Origin of the sequence: Cytobacillus oceanisediminis (genome assembly GCF_007830235.1) — a bacterium.
GTDB classification, from domain to species: domain Bacteria; phylum Bacillota; class Bacilli; order Bacillales; family Cytobacillaceae; genus Cytobacillus; species Cytobacillus oceanisediminis.
In genome coordinates this window covers 461,923-481,669 of record NZ_VLKI01000002.1, presented here as the reverse complement: position 1 = coordinate 481,669, position 19,747 = coordinate 461,923, and the positions used below count along the sequence as shown (strand labels likewise).

Below are 19,747 nucleotides of genomic sequence, written 5' to 3'. Positions count from 1 at the left end.
GATGGAGTCCCAATGATTCTGCATGTCTGCCCGGCTTTAATAAGACCATGGAAGAGGGTAATCTCCCACTTTATTAGAACCAAACTCTATTATTCGATTATATCTTTCGTGTTTGATATATTATCCCAGTACCTTTGAATTGCAGCTTGAAGTGCCACAATAATTGCTTGCTGTGATGGAGCAAAATAATGGCGTTTTATCATTTCTAAAAGAGGCTCTACTCCATCTTTTAATGAGTAGCCGATCAAAATCCTTTCAAAGAATTCCTTTGTCAAATCTGTTATGAATGTAAAATCAGCTCGAATAATTTCATGACTCGTAAAGTTTATTTCCAATACTATACCAGCATGTTTATATACCTCATGCATAGCGGTCCCTTGTGGAGCTTTTGCATACCCAGTCACAACTACTGATTCTAGCGCCAGGATAATAATTCCTCCCCTACAAGAAGCCAATAATTGACATTCGAAAATTCAGAATATTAATATAAATTTATCTTAAAGACTTTATTCTGCGATGTCAATAGTGGATTCTATTTTTTTTTGAAAAATTTTTTATTCCTTCGTTCGAAAAGATTTTGGTTCAATTTTCCATTTATATATAAACCTTTATACCTCCTCTGAAGTCATAATTTGTTAAATCAACTTAATGTTTCTCTATTGCAATAACTGTGCCAAGTAAAAACATAGATTAAACCGGCATCGGCTTTATGATAAAACCGCAAAAATAAATTGCACTGCAAAAATCTTTTTGAAAATGCTGCAAATTTTTTTACCTCTCCTTATTCAACTTCATAAAAAAAATTTATAGGATCACAAACATGGTTGTGCATTTAAAAGAACCTTTCCCCTATAATTAAAAAATATTAAATATAATCATCCTATTTCACTAAAAAATTTCTTATATGGTACAATTATCACATAAATTAATAGTTCAAAACTCTTAGTCATTTTCCCCGGAGGTGAATTCAAATGATGCAGCAATTAGAACCTACCTATGATAAAAACTGTGAATGCAAAGTATGCAAAAAGGGGTTCAACACCAAAAAACTTCGCTCCAAATTTGTGAAAGTCTCCAATTATGACACTGATTTTTGCCCCAACTACTCTGCTGAAGCCATGAACCCTCTTTATTACCATATCCATACCTGCCCTCAATGCGGCTTTTCTGAATCAGAAGATTTTTCGCCTTATTTACCGCCTGGCGTCTTGGAGATTATCAAATCAAAAGTAGCCAATGCCTGGAAACCTCGTGACTATAGTAGGGAAAGAAGCATAAATGATGCCATAAGCACATACAAGCTGGCCATACTTTGCGGGACATTAAAAAAAGAGAAACATCTTACACTTGCCGGGTTATATATAAGGCTTTCCTGGCTGTATCGCTTTTTGGAAAATGAGGAACAGGAACAGCGCTTTATGAAGCTCGCTATTAAGGAATATATGGAGTCATATATGGCGGATGACTTTAAAGGATCTTCCGTATCGGAAACGAGGCTTTTCTATCTTATCGGGGAATTATCGAGGAGAACGCATCAAACCGAGCAGGCTGTTAAGTACTTGTCAAAAGTCATTGAAACGCAAAGCCGCTCCATTGAGCCCAAACTGATTGAAATGGCAAGAGAACAATGGTATGAAATAAGAAAAGAGCAAAAAACTGCAGCTAACTAAATCTGGTTTTTCCAACAAAAAGGAGCGAAATCAATTCGCTCCTTTTTTATATTAAAACATCGGATTTTCTTCCAGATATTGATATATATTTTCAACCAGTTCATCTGGCGTTTCTCCCGTAACGACCTCTCCATTGACAAGCGCAAAAAGAGTACTTGCACATTTTCCGCAGTAGCCCAGGCAGCCGTATTCAATAACATCAAGGTCATAATCCTTTTCCAGTGTTTCCAACGCTTTCTGAGAGCCGCTGGCCAAATTGCTGATGCAAAATTCGATGATTGGCTTGATCATATCTATCACCTCTCTACCCTGTTAATGCTACCTTTTTTAAAAGAAATCCGCAAGATTTGGACACCGATTTCCTTTTAAGTGCACATATTTACCACTTCATGTCGTATATTGTCAAGTTTCCTACTTATATGTGTTGTGATTTTGTCACAATTTCGTTATACTTTTTATGGGTTTAAGGTTATTAATATCATTAATTTATTTTTTTAAAATAATTCACAAACGTTTCATTAAAAGTTCGGAAAGAAAAAAGAGAAAAACTTATTTAACAATTAAACAGGACGGACATAAAGGGGAATTATACTATGAAAAATCTTGTGATACTTGGCGGAGGCTATGGCGGTATGAGGGCGCTTGCCCGTCTTTTGCCTAACCAGCTTCCTGATGATGTCTCCATTACGTTAATAGACCGTGTTCCATACCATTGTCTGAAAACGGAATATTACGCGCTTGCTGCCGGCACTATTTCCGATCAGCACGTACGTGTATCTTACCCTGAACATCCAAGATTAACGATTAAATATGGTGAAGTAACAAAGATCAATATTGAGGAAAATAAGGTACATCTGGAAGACGAAGAGCCTGTTTCTTATGACGATATAATAATTGGCCTCGGCTGCGAGGATAAGTACCATAATGTTCCTGGCGCGGATGTCCACACCTACAGCATTCAAACAATCGAAAAGTCCAGAAGAACATACCAGGCCTTAAACAATTTATCTCCAGGATCTGTTGTTGCGATAGTAGGAGCAGGTTTAAGCGGTGTGGAACTCGCTTCCGAATTAAATGAAAGCCGGCCTGATTTGAAGGTAAAATTATTCGACAGAGGGAAGCATATTTTATCAGCATTCCCTGAAAGATTAAGCACCTATGTGGAGAATTGGTTTGAATCACATAATGTTGAAATTATTAACCACTCGAATATAACTAAAGTTGAAGAGAATACTCTTTTCAACCATGATGAAGCACTCCATTGCGACGCGATCGTGTGGACTGCAGGCATCCAGCCTAATAAGGTGGTCCGTGATATGGATGTAGAAAAGGATCAGCAAGGACGCGTGGTTTTAACCAAGTATCACAATATCCCTGACAACGAACATGTATATGTAGTGGGCGATTGTGCAAGTCTTCCTCATGCACCGAGTGCACAGCTTGCTGAAGGCCAGGCTGAGCAAATTGTTCAAATCCTATTAAAACGTTGGAAAGGTGAAGAACTTCCTGAGTCATTGCCTGTTATCAAGCTTAAAGGAGTTCTAGGTTCTCTAGGCAAGAAGCATGGATTTGGATTAGTTGCAGAGCGCCCGATTACTGGCCGTGTAGCCCGCCTATTGAAATCCGGTATTCTATGGATGTACAAGTACCATAACGGTTGATCCAATAGTAAATGGAAAAGAGCATCCTCACCTGGATGCTCTTTTTTATTAGCTCTTTTCTAAAAGATTGTTGTTTTTGAATAGGTTCTGTGAAATAAACAAGGTTGGTTGATTGGAGCGTAAGGTGCTAATCCCGCGAAAATGCATTCGCATTTCCTTCGTGCGGTGATTATTCAAGGCTGCTTATTCAAAGTCCTGCGGGAGGAGCGGGACAGGTGAGACCCCACAGGTGCTGCGCACCGAGGAGACTCACCGCCCGCCCCGCGGTTCGCTGAGCATCCTGGAGCGGAAATCAACCTCTCCTCACTTAGCAACATAGTTTGCTAAAACAGCCTTTTTATTAAACTGCCTGATAGCCGTACTTTTCCATTTCCGCATATATCGTTTTCAGCTTCGGATTGCCCTCCCCGACGATTTCATTCTCAATTAGAACGACCGGGTAGAACATATCCTCTTCAATTACCCGCTGAGCAAATTCCTTTTTGTCCGTATCTTCAGGCGGGTTATAAATATCCACATAAACGATTTTAAAAGGCTGATCGGCAAACTTCCTGGATAGGGCAGCTTCCAGCCACTCGTAGGTTTCCTTTGATGAAGGAAGGTTCACACAGCTAGGGCAAAGCAGTTCTGCGCCATACACGATGATTTCTATTTCTTTCTTCATTCTTCTCTCCCCCTCATGGTTCAAATACTTCTTAACTTCATTTTACAATATAACTATACAGTTAACCTAAGAAAATATTTTTCCTAATGTGTGGAAATTAGGTTCCGGGAATAGATTTTTACGATTGATTTGATTATAATAAATATAAGGAAAGGAGTCGATTTCATATGGCAGAACAAACAACTATGACTGAACAAGTTCAGGAAGTATTAGATAAATTGCGCCCGTTCCTTCTTCGCGATGGCGGGGACTGCGAATTGGTGGATGTTGAAGACGGTATCGTAAAATTGCGCCTTCTTGGTGCATGCGGAAGCTGCCCGAGCTCAACAATCACGTTAAAAGCCGGCATTGAGCGCGCTCTTTTAGAAGAAGTACCGGGTGTAGTTGAAGTAGAACAAGTTTTTTAATTCAATTTTAAAAAGCGATGTCATGCTGACATCGCTTTTTTTTGCTTTTTTTGTATTAAATATGGCCAAATTCCGGCTCCTGCTCCTCAGCTAGGCTTTTTTTTAAAACACTGCTGCCTTCCTGGTCAATTTGAAGGCAGAGGATATCCATGGCCGGAAGCAACTTTTGGAGGCCCTCAGCCACTGATGAAGCAAATCCGGCTTCTGCAAGGCAGAGTACTGCTGGTCCTGCTCCGCTTAAGGCTACACCAAAAGCGCCAAGCCCAGGGGCCACTTCTTCAACCACTTCCAAATGGGGAACCATTTTTTTGCGGTATGGATGGTGGTATAAGTCGGCTTTCATCATCTTCCCTGCCAGTGAATAGTTGCCGCTCAGCAAAGCTGCTACCATTACATTTCCTACCGCACCGGCTTGTACTGCCTCTTTAAAAGACCATTCTTCCGGCAGAACGCCTCTCGATTCTTTCGTGAGAAGCTCCTCCTTTGGTACTACTGCAATGACATCCAATGCCAGATTTTTAATGGATTGAACATTGACCTCTGCCTCTGACTGGCAGCCAATCACCATCCCGCCCAGCAGCGAAGCTCCTGCGTTATCTGGATGGCCTTCCATACGTGAAGAAAGCTCCAACTTTTCCTGCTGGCTTAAATGAAGGCCACAGAGCGAGTCTGCCAGCTCGATTCCTGCTACAATGGCTGCGGCACTTGAACCAAGGCCTCTTGTCAGCGGAATATCACTGGAAATCCTGGCTTTGCAGCCCGGAAGCTCTTTTCCGTACTTCTTTGCTGTATCCATTGCAACTTGAAAGATGAAATTTGATTCATCTTCAGGGTAAATGCTCAAAGGTGCTGATAAGGGAATCATTTCAAATGTGTCCGCTCTCTCCGCTTCGAGAGTTAAGTATAAGTTCAATGCGAGGCCAATGGAATCAAAGCCTGGTCCCAGGTTTGCCGTGCTGCCGGGAACTTTGATGACGAGCATTTCACCTTCGCTCATACATGGACGACTCCTTTAATATGCTCAGCTACCGCTCTTTCATCATTTGGCAGCAGTACCGGCTTAACAGGACTGCAATCAATGGCTGTACTTGGGTCTTTTAAACCATTTCCTGTCAGAATGGCGACAACTCTTGTCTTATGCGGAATTTCGCCATTGCGGAGCTGCTTGTAAATTCCCGCCAGAGAAGCACATGAAGCAGGCTCAGCAAAAATCCCTTCTGATGATGCAAGCTTACGATACATGCAAAGAATTTCTTCGTCGCTGACTTCATCAATTTTTCCATTAGATTCTGCCAATGCTGCATTCGCTAAATGCCAGCTTGCCGGATTTCCGATTCTGATCGCTGTCGCAACTGTTTCCGGATTTTCAAAAACGCGGTTATGGACAATGGCAGCCGCTCCTTCAGCTTGTACTCCGTGCATTTTTGGAAGTCCTGTCTGGCGTACTTCATGGTATTCTTTAAAGCCTTTCCAATAGGCAGAAATATTGCCTGCGTTACCCACTGGCAGAGCAAGGATATCCGGGGCTCCTCCCAGCTGGTCACAGATTTCGAAGGCAGCTGTCTTCTGCCCTTCAAGGCGATATGGATTAACCGAGTTTACGAGAGTGATAGGTTCTGTTTCGCTAATTTTACGAACCATTGCCAGCGCCTGGTCGAAGTTCCCTTCGATTGAAACGACCTCCGCACCGTACATGACAGCCTGCGCGAGCTTGCCCATGGCGATTTTCCCTTCAGGAATGACGACAACGCATCTCATACCTGCTCTGGCCGCATACGCAGCAGCAGCAGCAGACGTATTGCCTGTAGAAGCACAAATAACCGCATCGCTTCCCTCTTCCTTTGCCTTGGCAACCGCCATGACCATGCCTCTATCTTTAAAAGAACCAGTCGGGTTAGCCCCTTCTGTTTTTACATAAAGGTCAATGCCCCAATCTCTTGAGAGCTTATCAAGCCTGATCAGGGGTGTGTTGCCTTCATTTAAAGTAAGCAAAGGCGTATTTTCATTAATTGGCAGAAATTCTTTATAAGTCTTTATAAGCCCTTCCCATCTCATACTCTCGCGCTCCCTTCTACACGGTAAGAACTTTTGATGTTTTGTACCGCAGGCAAATCTCTTAAATTTACTAAAATATCCTCGTAATCTTGCAGTGATGCCTGATGTGTAACCAATACGATCTCAGCAAGCCCCTTCTCCTTTAAAGGCAGCTGCAGGATTTTTTCGAAGCTGACATGATGGTCTGAAAAAATGGAAGTAATATTGGCAAAAGTCCCTACTTCATCTTTCACATGCAGCCTTAGGAAATACTTTGCATAAATTTCATCTGCATCTTTTAATTTCTTTTCATATTGAGGAGTTACGGCGCTTTTACCGTTAACGCCAAGGCGCATATTTTTCATAACACCAACCAGATCGGATACAACGGCTGTTGCAGTTGGCAGGCTGCCTGCCCCAGGTCCGTAGAACATGGTTTCTCCTACAGCTTCCCCGTAAACATATACGGCGTTATATTCATCCTGAACGGACGCAAGCGGATGGGATTCGGCTAGCAAGGTTGGCTGTACGCTTACTTCCACCTTTTCTCCTTCCCGATGGGCGATGCCGATGAGCTTCATTGTGTAGCCAAGCTGTTTGCCGTATTGAAGATCCTCTTCAGTGATTTCAGTAATTCCCTTCACCTTCACGTCATCCAAGTCAATATTCATGGAAAAGCCGAGCGTTGATAGAATAGCCATTTTTCTAGCTGCATCAAGGCCTTCTACATCAGCAGTCGGATCACTTTCAGCATAGCCCAGATCCTGCGCTTCCTTCAGAACCTCTTCGTAGGCGCTGCCCTGCTTGCTCATTTTTGTCAAAATAAAGTTTGTTGTTCCATTGACGATTCCCATCATTTTTGTAATTCTGTCCGAGGCCAAGCCGTCTACAAGCCCTCTCAGAATCGGAATACCACCTGCGACACTTGCTTCATAAAAAAGGTCGCAGCCATTTTGCGAAGCAGCCGACAGCAGCTCCGGACCGTAAACGGCCATAAGATCCTTATTGGCTGTCACCACATGCTTGCCGTTGTTTAAAGCTTTCTTTAGATGATCCCTTGTATCTTCTATTCCGCCCATAACTTCAATTACTACATCTATATCATTGTCATTTAAAATATCATCCGGATTCGCAGTCAGCATATTCCTGTCCACCTTGACCGCTCTTTCCTTATCCAAATTTTTAACAAGCACCTTTTTAACAACAACAGGACAACCGACTTGGTGCATGAGCTTATCCTGATGTTTCTCAATGATTTGCACAACACCCGATCCAACTGTTCCTAATCCTAATAAACCAATTGAGATTGATTCCACGCTAGCTCCCCCTTTGAATGTTCACTATGTAAGTACATTTGTATTTGTATAGTAGACATTATATGGCTGACCGCTGATTTTTACAATAGGGAATTTTCCGATAAATTATATTGAAAACGCTTAACACCTTATCATAATACGGTTTTAATCATAAAAATATTTTTCTTTTACCCTAGCCACTTTAAAATTCGGGTATTGATTTTCCGCTGCAGGAACTCAGCGAACAGCGAAATTCCGGGAGCCTCCTCGGCGTATCACTCCTGCGGGGTCTCCCTTGGGTAATTTTCCCGCAGGAATTTGAATAAGCATCCTTGAATAAACACCGCACGAAGAAAATGCGTATACATTTTCGAGGATCACGCCTTCCACTCCAATCAACACAGTGCTAAATCATCAACTAGCTTTAACACATCTTATAGAAAAAGCACCCAGCTAGTTGGGTGCTTAGTGTAATTCATTTCTTTTTGACTGGTGTTTTAGGCGGATTCCCTGAAAGGACAAGGTCGATATTATCCATGCAAAGCTTCATCATGGCAAAACGAGTTTCCCTGCTTGCACTTCCGATATGGGGCATAGCCACTACATTCTTTAGCTCTAGCAGCGGGTGGCCTGAGCCAATTGGTTCTTCTGCAAACACATCCAATCCTGCAGCAGCAATCTCTCCTTCCTGCAATGCGTTATATAAATCCTGTTCATTCACAACAGGCCCCCTGGAGGAATTAACGAAAACTGCTTGTTTCTTCATCTTTTTAAAAGCATTGCGATTAAACAAATTTCTTGTATCGTCCGTTAAAGGAGTCAGGCAGACAACAAAGTCCGAGCGTTCCAAAAGCTCATCAAAGCTGACATATTGGGCTCCAAGCTCCTGCTCAGCGTCCTGTTTCCTTGAGCGGTTATGATATAAAATCTCCATTTCAAACCCGGTTGCGCGTTTTGCTACGGTTTTCCCAATGTTCCCCATTCCAACAATGCCAATGGTCTTATGATGCACATCCTGGCCAGCCAGCAGCAGCGGACTCCAGCTCTTCCAATTGCCCTCCTTCACAAACTCGGCCGCCTCTACCATCCTGCGGGCAGCAGCCAGCACAAGTGCAAAAGTTAAATCGGCGGTTGAATCATTTAATACATCAGGCGTATTGGTTACTGTGACTCCCAGCCTCGATGCTGCCTCAACATCCACATTGTCATAGCCGACAGCCATATTGGCAACAATTTTCAGCCTCTCGCCTGCATTAAGAACTTCTTCATTGACTGGTTCGGACAGCATTGTCAATAGGGCATCCGCCTTTTTTGCTTCCTCCAAGAATATTTCGTAAGGGACAGGCACATCTTCCTGGTCCCACATATGGACATCGTACTTTTCCTTTAAAATGGCGACTGCATCATCAGGCAGCTTTCTGCTTATAAATATATATGGCTTCATACAGCATCCCCTCTTTATTTTCTCTGCTGTATGTTTCTTTCGCCAATACAGGCCTTTATCCCTTCCTCTTTTTTCTTTAACTCTTGATCCAATCCAGAACCGGAATCCTGAATTTTCTCACCGGAACCTCGGCAAATTCGAAAAAGCCGCCAAGAAAGCGTTCATGGTCATCAGACTGCCAAAGATACTTTTGAAGGCGCTCCTGCAGCATTAGCTTCTGCTGTTCAGAATCTGTCACATAATAGTCCTCAATCGTTTCAAAATAATGAAGCGGGAACAGGAGACGGGCGTAGTAGAGCCTCCAAGAAAAAGAAGATAGCGGTGCTACACTTTGATAATCCGATAAAAATTGGCGAACCTCAGGCTGGTAAGTTTTAATATTATAGAAGTACCTTTCCCGCGTCCACTCGGCCAAGTCTCTGGAGGAGTGGTCAAACACCCAGTCAAATGGATTCTTCATATAATAGGAGTCTCCCCAGGTAGAAGATAATAACCTGACATGGCAAACAGTCCCGCTGTCAATCATGCCTGGCTCATCATCCAGCTCTGCATCAACCAGATACTGAATTGAATTTTCGGCAAGCCCCAAATAGTAAGGAAAGGATTCCAGAAACATCCGCTCAAAATCATTATCGGGTTTCTGGAACAGCATATCATTCCAAACCTTCTCCATTTGGTCCAGCCTCTTTTCCCAAAGCTGTTTCCATTGCCCGATTCTGCTCATTTTTTTCACCGGAAAAGAAATAGTCCTTCCTCTATAATGAAATTTGGCCAGTTTTCGGCCAAACTTAGTTAGTTTTCGGTTTTGGGCATGCTGATTGACGAGAACACAATAACGGCTGTCCTGCCAATCAATGCATTGCTTTCCATCCTTCGTTTTTAAAAAGGCGCTAATGTTTCTGTCGCCGTTTTTCACAAGATGCTCAGCCACTTTTTCCAATTCTTCCAGTTCCTCTTCAGCTACATGCCCTGCAGGCACAAGCAAGTACAGCTGCCCCTGCTTTCGGCATGCATCATACCTTCCGATCCGCATCGCGCCTTCTGCCTCTATGCCAAATTGCTCCTTCAGCAACTTCTTAAACATTTTTACCACCTCGTTTGGGAATGGGTCCTTATGGAATATATATGAAAGAGGGCGTCAAAACTTGTTGTTTTCTTGAATAAGACTGAGTGCCATGGAGATATTGATAAAAGGAATGAAATTAATCTCATTTGCCGGCAGCGGGCATATTTTTGCAAAAAAGGGTATATACATAGGGAAAATAAATAGAAAAGGTGACGCCAATGAATAAAGAAGAAAAAGTAGTAAGTATTACAGAACAGACAGCGCGGAAATGGCTCCATGAAAGAGGAGTGGAAATTCAGGATATAGCTGATTTAGTCTTCTTTCTTCAGGAAAAATATCACCCTGATTTAAAGATGGAAGACTGCATTAATAATGTCCAGCGGGTTTTATCAAAAAGAGAAGTACAAAACGCTATTCTGACAGGTATTCAGCTTGATATGCTTGCAGAGGAGAAAAAGCTTTTGGAGCCGCTGCAGTCGATAATCGAATCTGACGAAGGGCTATATGGAGCGGATGAAGTATTGGCATTATCCATTGTTAATGTATATGGATCAATCGGATTTACAAACTTTGGTTATATCGATAAATTAAAGCCTGGCATTCTGAAGGACCTAAACGATAAGAGCTCAGGCAGATGCCATACGTTCCTTGATGATATTGTTGGGGCTATTGCTGCGGCTGCCTCAAGCCGCTTGGCACATAGCGCTGCCCATGTGGAATAGAAAAAGGATGGAGAGCTCTCCATCCTTTTTTATTTTATTTAGGCTACGTTAAAGCATATTGTTGATTTTGGCAGCCTTTTGATTGGATTGGAAGGTGCGAGACTCAAGCGGGAAAAGCGAGTCAAAGGGAGACCCCCGCTGGAGCGTCTTGCGCCGAGGAGCGTCGGACCGCCCGAGGATCGCTGAGTTTCTTGAGCGGAAATCAACAGGCAAGTTTAACAGAGCCTTTATTTGAAATCCCATTCTGCTAAAGAATCAAGCACAAATGTCGGCTTTTTTTCGTAGCCCTTAAGTAATTCTTTCGTTGTTACACCTGTATGGACAAGCAGTGTATCCATGCCCGCGTTCATGCCTGCCAATATATCCGTATCATAGTTATCGCCCACCATAAGCGTTTCTTCCTTCGCTGTGCCCAGCACCTTTAAAGCCTGCTCCATAATAATCGACTCAGGTTTGCCGATAAACACAGGCTGGGTCTGAGTTGATACAGTGATGACAGAAGTTAAAGAACCATTCCCTGGCAGCAGCCCTCTTTCAGTTGGAATGGCAATATCACCGTTTGTAGAAATGAATGTGGCTCCATTTCTAACGGCCAGACAGGCGACTGACAGCTTTTCATAGTTGATGGAGCGGTCAATCCCTACCACTACATAATCGGCCTGCTCCTCAGCAAAGCTTAATCCTTTTTCAGCCAAAGCTTCACGGATTCCTTCCTCTCCAATCACATAAACAGATGCATCATTTTTCTTTTCATATATGTAGTTGGCAGTTGCCATGCTTGTTGTAAAAACCTGTCCCTCTTCTGCCGGAATGCCAAACTTAACAAGCTTATCCGCTACCTGTGCAGGTGTTCTTGAAGAATTGTTTGTCACAAACAAATACGGCAAGCCATACTCACGCAGCTTGTTCACAAAGTCAGCAGCCTCGCTGATCAGCTCTGTCCCGCGGTACATCGTGCCATCCAGATCTATTAAGTAGCCTTTATATTTTTTCAAAACGATCACTCCCAAATTTATCATGGCCAAATTTATTATTTGTATGAGATTGGTTTTTTACCTACGTAAAACGCCCATAAAAGTTATCTTAAAGGATAGTAGGGATTTGTGCAATTTTTCACGATTAGATCGAATCTCAAATTAGGGTAAGACTGTGTCTACATCTATAAAAACATTTGGGTCCCCTACTTCTTCTAAAATCCCTTTCTCGGGCTCGTTCATTCCAGTTGGTTCCACTCATCACTCAAAACTGGATTTCAAGAGATCTATTCGCTTCGATTAGTTCCGATCATCCAGAAAATAGAGCTTTCATCGGCTCTATTCCCTTGATTAGTTCCGATTATCCAGTAGAAAGAGCTTCCAGCGGCTCTATTCCCCTCGATTAGTTCCGATTATCCAGTAAATAGAGTATCCAGCGGTTCTATCCCCTTCGATTAGTTCTGATTATCCAGTAAAAGAACTTTGATCTCATCAACCTGCTCAAAAAGAAAAAACTCCTTCAGCAGGAGCCACACTAGTCTTGGGTGATTATATAATGGCAGCAGCCGTCACCAGCTGCCATGCAGGATTTGATTTCAACTTCATTGGTATCAAGAAAGTCTTTGATAAATTCTTTTTCAGATTTGCATATTTGTTTAAATTCTGCCGCTGTTTCGATATAGGGGCAGTTGTATTCTTTCAGGTGGATTTGCCCTTCTTCTTTTCGAATTTCGGGCATAAAGCCTTCTATCGATTGGATTTCTGTTAGGATTTCCAGTTTTTCCGCAAAGGTTTTCTCGGATGTTTGAATTTCATACTGCTGTACCAGGCGGTTTTTTCGTCTTGTGAACAATTCTGTGATTAAGCTTTCCTGCCCCATGCTTTTTAGTTCTTTTAACAGCTCGACACTCAACTGTTTGTATTTTTTTGGAAACAAGTCTTCGCCTTTTTTTGTAAGCTGATAAAGTTTTGAAGGGCGTCCCTTTGTTTGCCTTAAAATAACTGACTCTATATAAGCGTCCTTTTCAAGAATTTGGATATGCCTTCTTACTGCCATTTCGGTTATCCCTAATTCGCTGGCCATTTCGATAATTGACAATCTTCCGGATGTCTTGATTAATCGCAGGATAAGATCTTTAGTAGATTTTGCTCCAACAAGCATGAAATTCACCGTCCTTCCTTTTATATTAGCTTAAAACTGCAATCCATCACAATTATTTATATGTTAGATCCGTCCAGCTAGAAAAAAAAGACCGGATTGCTCCGATCTTTTATTGCGGTTTAAAAGCAGAAACCGGCCCTAATTCACTGATTAAATATTCCCTTACACGGCCCGGGAATTCTTTTATCATCGGCAAATGTTTGCTGAATGCCGCTTTAACTTCCTCATGATTAACATTTGTATAGCTTTGAACGAGCATTTTACGGTATGTAATCACTTCTTTAAAACTTTCGCCCATCTCTTTGCTGATTACTTTTTCATCGTCAAGAATGTCGACAATATCTTCGTAGCTGCCTGGATCCCTCATGATAAAGCCGTCAATCATTGTATTCCCTATATCAAGGATGGCTTCGATCATAATTTGGGCGATGCGCTCCAGCGCTGCCTTTTCAATAGGGGATGTCCACTCTTTCACATCTTCAAAAAGGGAGATTTGCTGTTCCAAGTAGTTAAGCGTATCTTCTATTTTTTCCCTGTCTACGAAATACATAGTGCTTTCTTCCTCCTAGAAGATTTCAGGCTCCTTATTAAAGTATCTGGCCGAGCGTAAAAGTATCCCTGTGCTAAATCGACCTTGTTTCTGGAGAGCACAGACGCTTCCCCTTCATTTTCTATTCCCTCGGCAACAACTAGAGAGCCCGCTTCTTTTGCTACTAAAAGAAGGCCCCTCAGCATGGATTCTTTAATTCCGTTTGAATCAATGCCCTGAATGACGGAACAGTCGATTTTAATAATATCCGGCATAATCTCACTTATGGAATGCAAACTAGCGTAACCTGCGCCAGTGTCATCCACAGCCACCCGAAATCCCAAAGTTCTTAGTACCCTTATATTGTATATAAAGTTTCCCATCCCTTCAATGGAATCCTGCTCTGTAACTTCGAGTGTAATCCGGCTGGGAGAGATATTTTTATTTTAGCGGGCAGCACAAGTTTTCCCCATTTGCCAATCGTGTTTATTTTCTTTATGCACCGACGGACCATTACTTTTATTCCTCTCGGCTGTCAGCATCTGCACATCCTAAAAAAACGTTTTCTGCCTATGTATTATATTATATCACAATATTTTGAATTTAATATTTTTTCCTGCAATAGAATTATTTATGAACTGGAATATTGTCGAATTTACCGGAATGACATTCAGTATTATGAATAATTCTGATAAGATAGTATAGGAAACGGAAGCTGCATGCTATGCAAGAATTATATGTAAGCGCATCAGCCTATATGGCTGTAATTTTACAAACAAAAAAGATAGAGTATATTTAACGGGAGGGAAACCTGGTGGAACGTGAGCTGGCTTTAGAGATTGTCCGTGTCACGGAAGCTGCCGCACTTGCATCCGCTCAATGGATGGGCAGGGGGAAAAAGAATGAAGCAGACGGTGCTGCCACAGCAGCCATGCGCGGAATGTTTGATTCAGTAAATATGGAAGGCGTTGTCGTCATTGGAGAAGGAGAACTGGACGAGGCTCCTATGCTTTATATTGGCGAGAAGCTTGGCACAGGCATGGGACCCAAAGTAGACATAGCCGTTGATCCTCTAGAGGGTACAAGCATTGTGGCAAAAGGGCATAACAACGCAATGGCGGTTATCGCTGTAGCAGATAAAGGTACATTGCTGCACGCGCCTGATATGTACATGGAAAAGATCGCAGTCGGAAAAAAAGCGGCCGGGAAAGTGAGTTTGCTTGATCCAATCGAGAAGACCATTGACATTGTAGCCGAAGCAAATAATAAGCGTGTCCAGGATCTGACGGTTATTATACAGGAACGGGACCGCCACGAAGATTTAATTGAAAGAATCCGGGCTAAAGGCTCCCGCGTTAAATTATTTGGCGATGGTGATGTTGGCGCCGCAATTGCGACTGCACTGCCACATACAGGGATTGATTTATTCGTCGGCATTGGCGGCGCTCCTGAAGGGGTTATCTCGGCTGCAGCCTTAAAAGCGCTCGGCGGAGATATGCAGGCACGTCTAGTCCCTTATACAAAAGAGGAAGAAGAACGCTGCATTGGGATGGGCCTAAAGGATCCGCGCCAGCTACTATTCCTTGACGACCTTGTTTCTGGTGATGACGCGATTTTTGCTGCAACAGGCGTTTCAAGCGGAGAATTGCTTGATGGGGTTCGCTTTCTTGGCGGTGATTTAGTTGAAACACACTCTATTGTTATGCGTTCCAAAACCAAGACTGTTCGCTACATAACGGCGCACCATCATCTTGAGCATAAGCCTCATCTCGTGATGCTGTAAATGCCCTGCTGAGATAGCGCCTAAAATTATTCCACAAAGAGGAGAGTGCAAATATGGCTGAACGTTTTTTCTTATACGATGACCTGGAAAATACAAAAACCCGGTTTGTCAGCTTTATGGGTGAAAATCAGCGATTTGATCTCGCAATTATTCGTTCTGATCGTTATTATGGCAAACAATTGGTCCTTGATATTCAGGGAAGCCGCTTCGCGATCATTGGGGAAGATGACTTGAGGGAAGAAGGCTACCTGGAGCATGTATTTCAGCTCTCAGAAGAAGATGCCGAAGAACTGCGGTCATTTCTGATGGAAATCGTTTAATATTAAATAATAAACAAATACTAAAGGAGAACCCTTGTATAAAGGGTTCTCCTTTTTTCATTTTGTATTGAACAGTCTCTATACAGATAGTTCATAAGGAGTGAAAAGCATGGACGACAAAGAAAGAAGGACCTATACAGACTTTTCAAACGTGGAAACCCAAAGGAACTTCCTTATTCCTGAAGACCTGCCGGAAGGGCCCTATGGCGCCCCCAGGAATGCAGATGAGCCAGTAGAAAATAAAAGCACTCCTTGGCAGGAAGGACAGCGTTATTACAGTGCGTTCAACTATGAATTTAAGTCCCTTCATCAAAACCTGCCGCGGCAGATGGACGGGGCGCATCCTCCCCACGATGATCCGGATAAAAATGAAGAACCGCCATATACAGAAACTTAAAATCAGATAAAGAAAAGGGCCGGGTTTCCCCCGAGCCCTTTTTTAGCTTTTTACCTTCTTAACAACAAAATAGGCACAGCCAAAGTTACAGAATTCGTACAGATATTCTGTTAATGTGCTGATTTTTGTATCAAAGGATGCTTTCTGATTTTGGTCATCAAAAAAACCGCGGAGACGAAGCTGGCCATAACCCCAGTCGCCAACAATGTAATCATATCTGGATAGGATTTCACTATATCTCCCCCGGAAAGCTTCTTCATTAAAGCCGTCCCGCTGTTCCTCGATTACTTCATAACAAATATTATTAATGCAAACCATCTTTTTCACCTCAACTTAACAGCGTATGTACCAGTATTATATTGAAAAATTACGGGATATGAAAACTGAGTCTGAATGTCCTACTTAAATTATAACTGATTCCCCATCAATTACTAAGAGAAAAAAATTTGCGGGTGGCAATTCTATAGATGAGGAGGTGTTTATAGTGAAAAAATCACTAATCATTCTTGGAATTTGCGGTATGGCTGCCCTGACAGCATGCCAAAACAATGCTGCAAGAGAAGATATTTACGAAGAAAGCGGTAATACCATTAACGTGAATGACCAGCGTGCAGATTTATATAACCGGGATATGGGCAACGGCAGAAACGGACGAAACAATGTAGGCGAAGACTTCGGATATGTTCGCCACCAAAAAAGCCCGATCATGGGGGACAATGTCTCCGCCGACCATTATGCAGCGATTGACCGCGAACAAGTTGCTGATATTATCGGCAAATACTGTACTGAAGTTCCAAATGTCGATGATGTTTCTACCCTTGTTACAGATGAAGAAGTCTTGATTGTGTATGATACAGATACTGAAAACCGCAATCAAACAGCCGACCAGATCAAGAAAATGGCTATGTCGGTTGTACCTAGATGGTACCATGTATATGTAAGCGATGACACTTCTTTAAGAAAAAATGTGGAAAACTTTGCAACTGTTGATTCTGATGGGCGCAATGCAGAAAATGGCATTAACCAGCTAATCAAGCAAATGCTGAATTCGCCTCAGGGTGAAAAAATGAGTGAAAGCGAAAATGAAAACGGTGAAATGCAAGGAGAAAGAAATGATGACATGGATAAGGACGACCTCGGCGAGTCTGTCCGCAAAGCAGGCAATCGTTAATAGAAATGCGGAGAGCACCTTATATCTGCAACAAGCCTAAGACGAGCGCTGGCAGAAGGCGCTCTTCGAAGGTGGTGCTTAGGGACTATAAGCATAAGATGATTCCTGTAAGAAGTCGTTTTTTCCTTCTGGAGAGAAGCGACTTCTGAACTCGAGCCCTTGGAAGCCCCAGCAGCCAAGCTTTAGACCTCGAGCTGTGGTCCTTTTAGGTAGACAACATACAAAATTGAAAATAATTCTTACTTTTTAAAAAAGAGTCCAGCGATATGGCGCTGAACTCTTTTCTATTAGATTACGCTTCCTTAACTTCTTGTTCTCCCATTAGCTGCTTCTGTTTGGAAGCGGCATTTACCTGCTCGTCTGCATGGTAAGAAGAACGCACAAGCGGGCCTGCTTCACAGTGGCTAAAGCCTTTGCTCATAGCAATTTCTCTTAGCTCCTGGAATTCTTCTGGAGTATAATACTTCACAACTTTTATATGTTTCTTGGATGGCTGCAGATACTGGCCAATAGTCATGATATCAACGTCATGTGCACGCAGGTCATCCATTACTGCAATAATTTCTTCTTTTGTTTCCCCAAGGCCAATCATTAAGCTGGACTTCGTCGGGATATCAGGCTGCATTTCTTTGGCACGCTTTAAAAACTCAAGAGAACGCTTGTATTTTGCACGGGCTCTAACTCTTGGTGTAAGACGTTCAACGGTTTCAATATTGTGGTTAAGGATATCGGGACGGGCATCCATTAATGTTTTCAGGTTTTCGTAAACCCCGCCCATATCAGATGGCAATACTTCAATCGTTGTAAACGGACTTTTTCTTCTGATTGCACGGACTGTTTCAGCGAAAACAGCTGCACCGCCGTCTTTTAGATCGTCTCGCGCCACTGCAGTTACAACAGCATGCTTTAGGTTCATCAGCGCAACCGAATCTGCTACGCGTTCCGGCTCCTGAAGATCCAATTCTGTTGGCAGGCCCGTTTTAACCGCACAGAAGCGGCAGGCACGTGTACAAACATCCCCGAGGATCATAAATGTTGCAGTTCTTCTTACTGCCCAGCATTCGTGGATATTTGGGCATTTGGCCTCTTCGCATACAGTATGTAGGTTTTTCTCTCTCATCATCTTTTTTAGGCCATTATAATTTTCGTTCGTATTCAATTTTATTTTCAGCCATTCGGGCTTGCGCAAGTACTCTTCTTTTTTGCTCATTTTCCCACTCCTTAGAAAATCATAAGCGCAGTTATCATGCGCCGAAGCTTATACGTATAAAAAAGCCAGTCCTAAAAAATTTCCGACTAAGCTGATTAGGCTTCACCTGATGCCACTTTATCATAATGAATTAAAGAGGACAAGCCGAAGATATTGGGATTACCATTAATTGATATTTATTAAATTTTCCATTACTCACAAACTATATAGGCAGACCATATAAGAAGGGAGGATTTCCGTGCGGATATTACTAACCGCTGCTGCGGCCTTATCGTTTTTTCTGACTTCTTTTTGTACAGTAAGCGCTCAGGAAAATCAGGCTGATCCATATAAGCAAAGGATGGAGCTATATAAAAAAGTTGAAGCCATCACAAATATTCCCTGGTACTACCTTGCCGGAATTGACCAGTATGAACGGAATGTCAGGCAGGCCAGAAGGGATATACCAAAAGCAGAGGGCATTACCGGGATTTATTTTAAGCCTGAAGAATGGACTGGGATATTAAATCCAAATCCAAGTGATGAGAATCCTACATCCATCCAATTTTTCGATGGAATTGGAATCGACGGGGATGGGGACGGAAAAGCCAGCCTGAAAAGCGATGAAGATGTTCTTCATTCCTTTGCAAATTTCCTTCTCTCCTATGGTACCGACCATGACAATTTAAAAATCGGATTGTGGAATTATTATAAGCGCGATAAAACGGTTGGGATTATAATTGGAAAAGCACAAGTGTATAAGCACTTTGGACGCCTTAACCTCGACGACCACGCCTTTCCCGTTCCTTTAAGGAGCAATTACAGTTACAGAAATACATGGGGGGACGCAAGGGGCTGGGGCGGAAGAAGAATTCACGAGGGAACCGATATATTTGCCAATTATGGAGTGCCTGTCCGTGCCACATCCTATGGTATTGTGGAAATGAAGGGCTGGAACAAATATGGGGGATGGAGAATCGGCATTCGCGATATAAATAATAACTATCATTACTTTGCTCACTTAAGCGGTTTTGCCAAGGACCTAAAACTCGGGCAAATCGTTGAGCCGGGAATGCTGATCGGCGGAGTTGGAAGCTCAGGCTATGGCCCGCCGGGTACTTCAGGAAAATTCCCTCCTCACCTCCATTACGGTATATATAAAGATAACGGTTATACTGAATGGTCCTATGATCCATACCCGCACTTAAAGTTATGGGAAAGACAGGACCGGATAAAGGCAAGAAAAAAGTAGCATAAAC

General features: G+C 42.6%; 22 protein-coding genes and 1 pseudogene. 9 read left to right on the top strand and 14 right to left on the bottom strand.

Annotation, left to right across the window (positions count from 1 at the left end):
• Nucleotides 1–89: 89 nt before the first annotated feature.
• A complete protein-coding gene (locus IQ19_RS06125) occupies nt 90–455 on the bottom strand; it encodes a DUF3870 domain-containing protein (protein WP_242020912.1) in 366 nt (121 codons plus the stop codon).
• A gap of 516 nt (nt 456–971) precedes the next feature.
• On the opposite strand from IQ19_RS06125, the gene IQ19_RS06120 reads away from it, so the two are divergent.
• Nucleotides 972–1,670, top strand: a complete 699-nt coding sequence (locus IQ19_RS06120) for a DUF2225 domain-containing protein (RefSeq protein WP_242020911.1) — start codon at nt 972–974, stop codon at nt 1,668–1,670.
• 51 nt (nt 1,671–1,721) lie between these two features.
• Here IQ19_RS06120 and IQ19_RS06115 read toward each other — a convergent pair whose 3' ends face one another.
• Nucleotides 1,722–1,961 (bottom strand): YuzB family protein, encoded by a 240-nt coding sequence (locus IQ19_RS06115; protein WP_110064730.1) that lies wholly within the window; start codon nt 1,959–1,961, stop codon nt 1,722–1,724.
• A gap of 302 nt (nt 1,962–2,263) precedes the next feature.
• Here IQ19_RS06115 and IQ19_RS06110 point away from each other — a divergent pair, with 302 nt between their 5' ends.
• Complete coding sequence (locus IQ19_RS06110) at nt 2,264–3,331, top strand: NAD(P)/FAD-dependent oxidoreductase (RefSeq protein WP_144541002.1); 1,068 nt, start codon at nt 2,264–2,266, stop codon at nt 3,329–3,331.
• A gap of 340 nt (nt 3,332–3,671) precedes the next feature.
• Here the strand turns inward: IQ19_RS06110 and IQ19_RS06105 are convergent, their stop codons facing one another.
• Nucleotides 3,672–3,995, bottom strand: a complete 324-nt coding sequence (locus IQ19_RS06105; protein WP_144541000.1) for a YuzD family protein — start codon at nt 3,993–3,995, stop codon at nt 3,672–3,674.
• Between the two features lie 185 nt (nt 3,996–4,180).
• Here IQ19_RS06105 and IQ19_RS06100 point away from each other — a divergent pair.
• Nucleotides 4,181–4,402, top strand: a pseudogene (locus IQ19_RS06100) (NifU family protein); the annotation flags it as partial.
• Between the two features lie 55 nt (nt 4,403–4,457).
• Here IQ19_RS06100 and thrB read toward each other — a convergent pair.
• The 5 genes from thrB to yutH all read right to left on the bottom strand — a co-directional run bounded on the left by thrB (nt 4,458) and on the right by yutH (nt 10,259).
• Nucleotides 4,458–5,399: a homoserine kinase gene (gene thrB / locus IQ19_RS06095; RefSeq protein ID WP_144540998.1), complete on the bottom strand. Its 942-nt coding sequence runs from the start codon at nt 5,397–5,399 to the stop codon at nt 4,458–4,460.
• The gene (gene thrC / locus IQ19_RS06090) at nt 5,396–6,457 is read right to left on the bottom strand and encodes a threonine synthase (protein ID WP_144540996.1); all 1,062 of its coding nucleotides are present in this window, start codon (nt 6,455–6,457) and stop codon (nt 5,396–5,398) included. Before thrC ends, thrB begins: the two co-directional genes overlap by 4 nt.
• Nucleotides 6,454–7,752 (bottom strand): homoserine dehydrogenase, encoded by a 1,299-nt coding sequence (locus IQ19_RS06085; RefSeq protein ID WP_144540994.1) that lies wholly within the window; start codon nt 7,750–7,752, stop codon nt 6,454–6,456. Before IQ19_RS06085 ends, thrC begins: the two co-directional genes overlap by 4 nt.
• Before the next feature lie 454 nt (nt 7,753–8,206).
• The gene (locus IQ19_RS06080; RefSeq protein ID WP_144540992.1) at nt 8,207–9,175 is read right to left on the bottom strand and encodes a 2-hydroxyacid dehydrogenase; all 969 of its coding nucleotides are present in this window, start codon (nt 9,173–9,175) and stop codon (nt 8,207–8,209) included.
• A gap of 76 nt (nt 9,176–9,251) precedes the next feature.
• Nucleotides 9,252–10,259 (bottom strand): spore coat putative kinase YutH, encoded by a 1,008-nt coding sequence (yutH, locus tag IQ19_RS06075; RefSeq protein ID WP_144540990.1) that lies wholly within the window; start codon nt 10,257–10,259, stop codon nt 9,252–9,254.
• Nucleotides 10,260–10,459: 200 nt separating this feature from the next.
• Between yutH and IQ19_RS06070 the strand changes: the two genes are divergently transcribed.
• On the top strand, nt 10,460–10,963 hold the full coding sequence (locus IQ19_RS06070) for a phosphatidylglycerophosphatase A family protein (protein WP_144540988.1): 504 nt from the start codon (nt 10,460–10,462) through the stop codon (nt 10,961–10,963).
• A gap of 227 nt (nt 10,964–11,190) precedes the next feature.
• Here the strand turns inward: IQ19_RS06070 and IQ19_RS06065 are convergent, their stop codons facing one another.
• The 4 genes from IQ19_RS06065 to IQ19_RS06050 all read right to left on the bottom strand — a co-directional run bounded on the left by IQ19_RS06065 (nt 11,191) and on the right by IQ19_RS06050 (nt 14,065).
• The gene (locus tag IQ19_RS06065) at nt 11,191–11,958 is read right to left on the bottom strand and encodes a TIGR01457 family HAD-type hydrolase (RefSeq protein ID WP_144540986.1); all 768 of its coding nucleotides are present in this window, start codon (nt 11,956–11,958) and stop codon (nt 11,191–11,193) included.
• Between the two features lie 514 nt (nt 11,959–12,472).
• Nucleotides 12,473–13,099: a helix-turn-helix transcriptional regulator gene (locus IQ19_RS06060; protein WP_144541170.1), complete on the bottom strand. Its 627-nt coding sequence runs from the start codon at nt 13,097–13,099 to the stop codon at nt 12,473–12,475.
• Between the two features lie 109 nt (nt 13,100–13,208).
• A complete protein-coding gene (gene hepT, locus IQ19_RS06055) occupies nt 13,209–13,649 on the bottom strand; it encodes a type VII toxin-antitoxin system HepT family RNase toxin (protein WP_144540984.1) in 441 nt (146 codons plus the stop codon).
• The gene (locus IQ19_RS06050; protein ID WP_277875291.1) at nt 13,637–14,065 is read right to left on the bottom strand and encodes an EAL domain-containing protein; all 429 of its coding nucleotides are present in this window, start codon (nt 14,063–14,065) and stop codon (nt 13,637–13,639) included. Before IQ19_RS06050 ends, hepT begins: the two co-directional genes overlap by 13 nt.
• Nucleotides 14,066–14,442: 377 nt before the next feature.
• Here IQ19_RS06050 and glpX point away from each other — a divergent pair, with 377 nt between their 5' ends.
• The 3 genes from glpX to IQ19_RS06035 all read left to right on the top strand — a co-directional run bounded on the left by glpX (nt 14,443) and on the right by IQ19_RS06035 (nt 16,128).
• Entirely contained in the window at nt 14,443–15,411 is a 969-nt protein-coding gene (glpX, locus tag IQ19_RS06045; RefSeq protein WP_144540981.1) for a class II fructose-bisphosphatase, read from the top strand.
• A gap of 53 nt (nt 15,412–15,464) precedes the next feature.
• A complete protein-coding gene (locus tag IQ19_RS06040; RefSeq protein ID WP_144540979.1) occupies nt 15,465–15,731 on the top strand; it encodes a DUF3055 domain-containing protein in 267 nt (88 codons plus the stop codon).
• 109 nt (nt 15,732–15,840) lie between these two features.
• Nucleotides 15,841–16,128: a cytosolic protein gene (locus IQ19_RS06035; RefSeq protein WP_144540977.1), complete on the top strand. Its 288-nt coding sequence runs from the start codon at nt 15,841–15,843 to the stop codon at nt 16,126–16,128.
• Nucleotides 16,129–16,170: 42 nt separating this feature from the next.
• On the opposite strand, the gene IQ19_RS06030 is transcribed toward IQ19_RS06035, so the two are convergent.
• A complete protein-coding gene (locus tag IQ19_RS06030) occupies nt 16,171–16,446 on the bottom strand; it encodes a YutD family protein (protein ID WP_110064715.1) in 276 nt (91 codons plus the stop codon).
• A gap of 166 nt (nt 16,447–16,612) precedes the next feature.
• On the opposite strand from IQ19_RS06030, the gene IQ19_RS06025 reads away from it, so the two are divergent.
• A complete protein-coding gene (locus tag IQ19_RS06025) occupies nt 16,613–17,299 on the top strand; it encodes a YhcN/YlaJ family sporulation lipoprotein (protein WP_144540975.1) in 687 nt (228 codons plus the stop codon).
• Between the two features lie 292 nt (nt 17,300–17,591).
• On the opposite strand, the gene lipA is transcribed toward IQ19_RS06025, so the two are convergent.
• Complete coding sequence (gene lipA / locus IQ19_RS06020) at nt 17,592–18,509, bottom strand: lipoyl synthase (RefSeq protein ID WP_110064713.1); 918 nt, start codon at nt 18,507–18,509, stop codon at nt 17,592–17,594.
• Between the two features lie 238 nt (nt 18,510–18,747).
• Here lipA and IQ19_RS06015 point away from each other — a divergent pair, with 238 nt between their 5' ends.
• Complete coding sequence (locus IQ19_RS06015) at nt 18,748–19,740, top strand: M23 family metallopeptidase (RefSeq protein WP_144540973.1); 993 nt, start codon at nt 18,748–18,750, stop codon at nt 19,738–19,740.
• Nucleotides 19,741–19,747 lie beyond the last annotated feature (7 nt).

Bases quoted from the DNA above. Each gene is read 5' to 3' on its own strand.
- IQ19_RS06120 (WP_242020911.1), top strand. From the start codon at position 972: ATGATGCAGCAATTAGAACCTACCTATGATAAAAACTGTGAATGCAAA.
- IQ19_RS06115 (WP_110064730.1), bottom strand. From the start codon at position 1,961: ATGATCAAGCCAATCATCGAATTTTGCATCAGCAATTTGGCCAGCGGC.
- IQ19_RS06110 (WP_144541002.1), top strand. From the start codon at position 2,264: ATGAAAAATCTTGTGATACTTGGCGGAGGCTATGGCGGTATGAGGGCG.
- IQ19_RS06105 (WP_144541000.1), bottom strand. From the start codon at position 3,995: ATGAAGAAAGAAATAGAAATCATCGTGTATGGCGCAGAACTGCTTTGC.
- thrB (WP_144540998.1), bottom strand. From the start codon at position 5,399: ATGAGCGAAGGTGAAATGCTCGTCATCAAAGTTCCCGGCAGCACGGCA.
- thrC (WP_144540996.1), bottom strand. From the start codon at position 6,457: ATGAGATGGGAAGGGCTTATAAAGACTTATAAAGAATTTCTGCCAATT.
- IQ19_RS06080 (WP_144540992.1), bottom strand. From the start codon at position 9,175: ATGAAGCCATATATATTTATAAGCAGAAAGCTGCCTGATGATGCAGTC.
- yutH (WP_144540990.1), bottom strand. From the start codon at position 10,259: ATGTTTAAGAAGTTGCTGAAGGAGCAATTTGGCATAGAGGCAGAAGGC.
- IQ19_RS06070 (WP_144540988.1), top strand. From the start codon at position 10,460: ATGAATAAAGAAGAAAAAGTAGTAAGTATTACAGAACAGACAGCGCGG.
- IQ19_RS06060 (WP_144541170.1), bottom strand. From the start codon at position 13,099: ATGCTTGTTGGAGCAAAATCTACTAAAGATCTTATCCTGCGATTAATC.
- hepT (WP_144540984.1), bottom strand. From the start codon at position 13,649: ATGTATTTCGTAGACAGGGAAAAAATAGAAGATACGCTTAACTACTTG.
- IQ19_RS06040 (WP_144540979.1), top strand. From the start codon at position 15,465: ATGGCTGAACGTTTTTTCTTATACGATGACCTGGAAAATACAAAAACC.
- IQ19_RS06035 (WP_144540977.1), top strand. From the start codon at position 15,841: ATGGACGACAAAGAAAGAAGGACCTATACAGACTTTTCAAACGTGGAA.
- IQ19_RS06030 (WP_110064715.1), bottom strand. From the start codon at position 16,446: ATGGTTTGCATTAATAATATTTGTTATGAAGTAATCGAGGAACAGCGG.
- lipA (WP_110064713.1), bottom strand. From the start codon at position 18,509: ATGAGCAAAAAAGAAGAGTACTTGCGCAAGCCCGAATGGCTGAAAATA.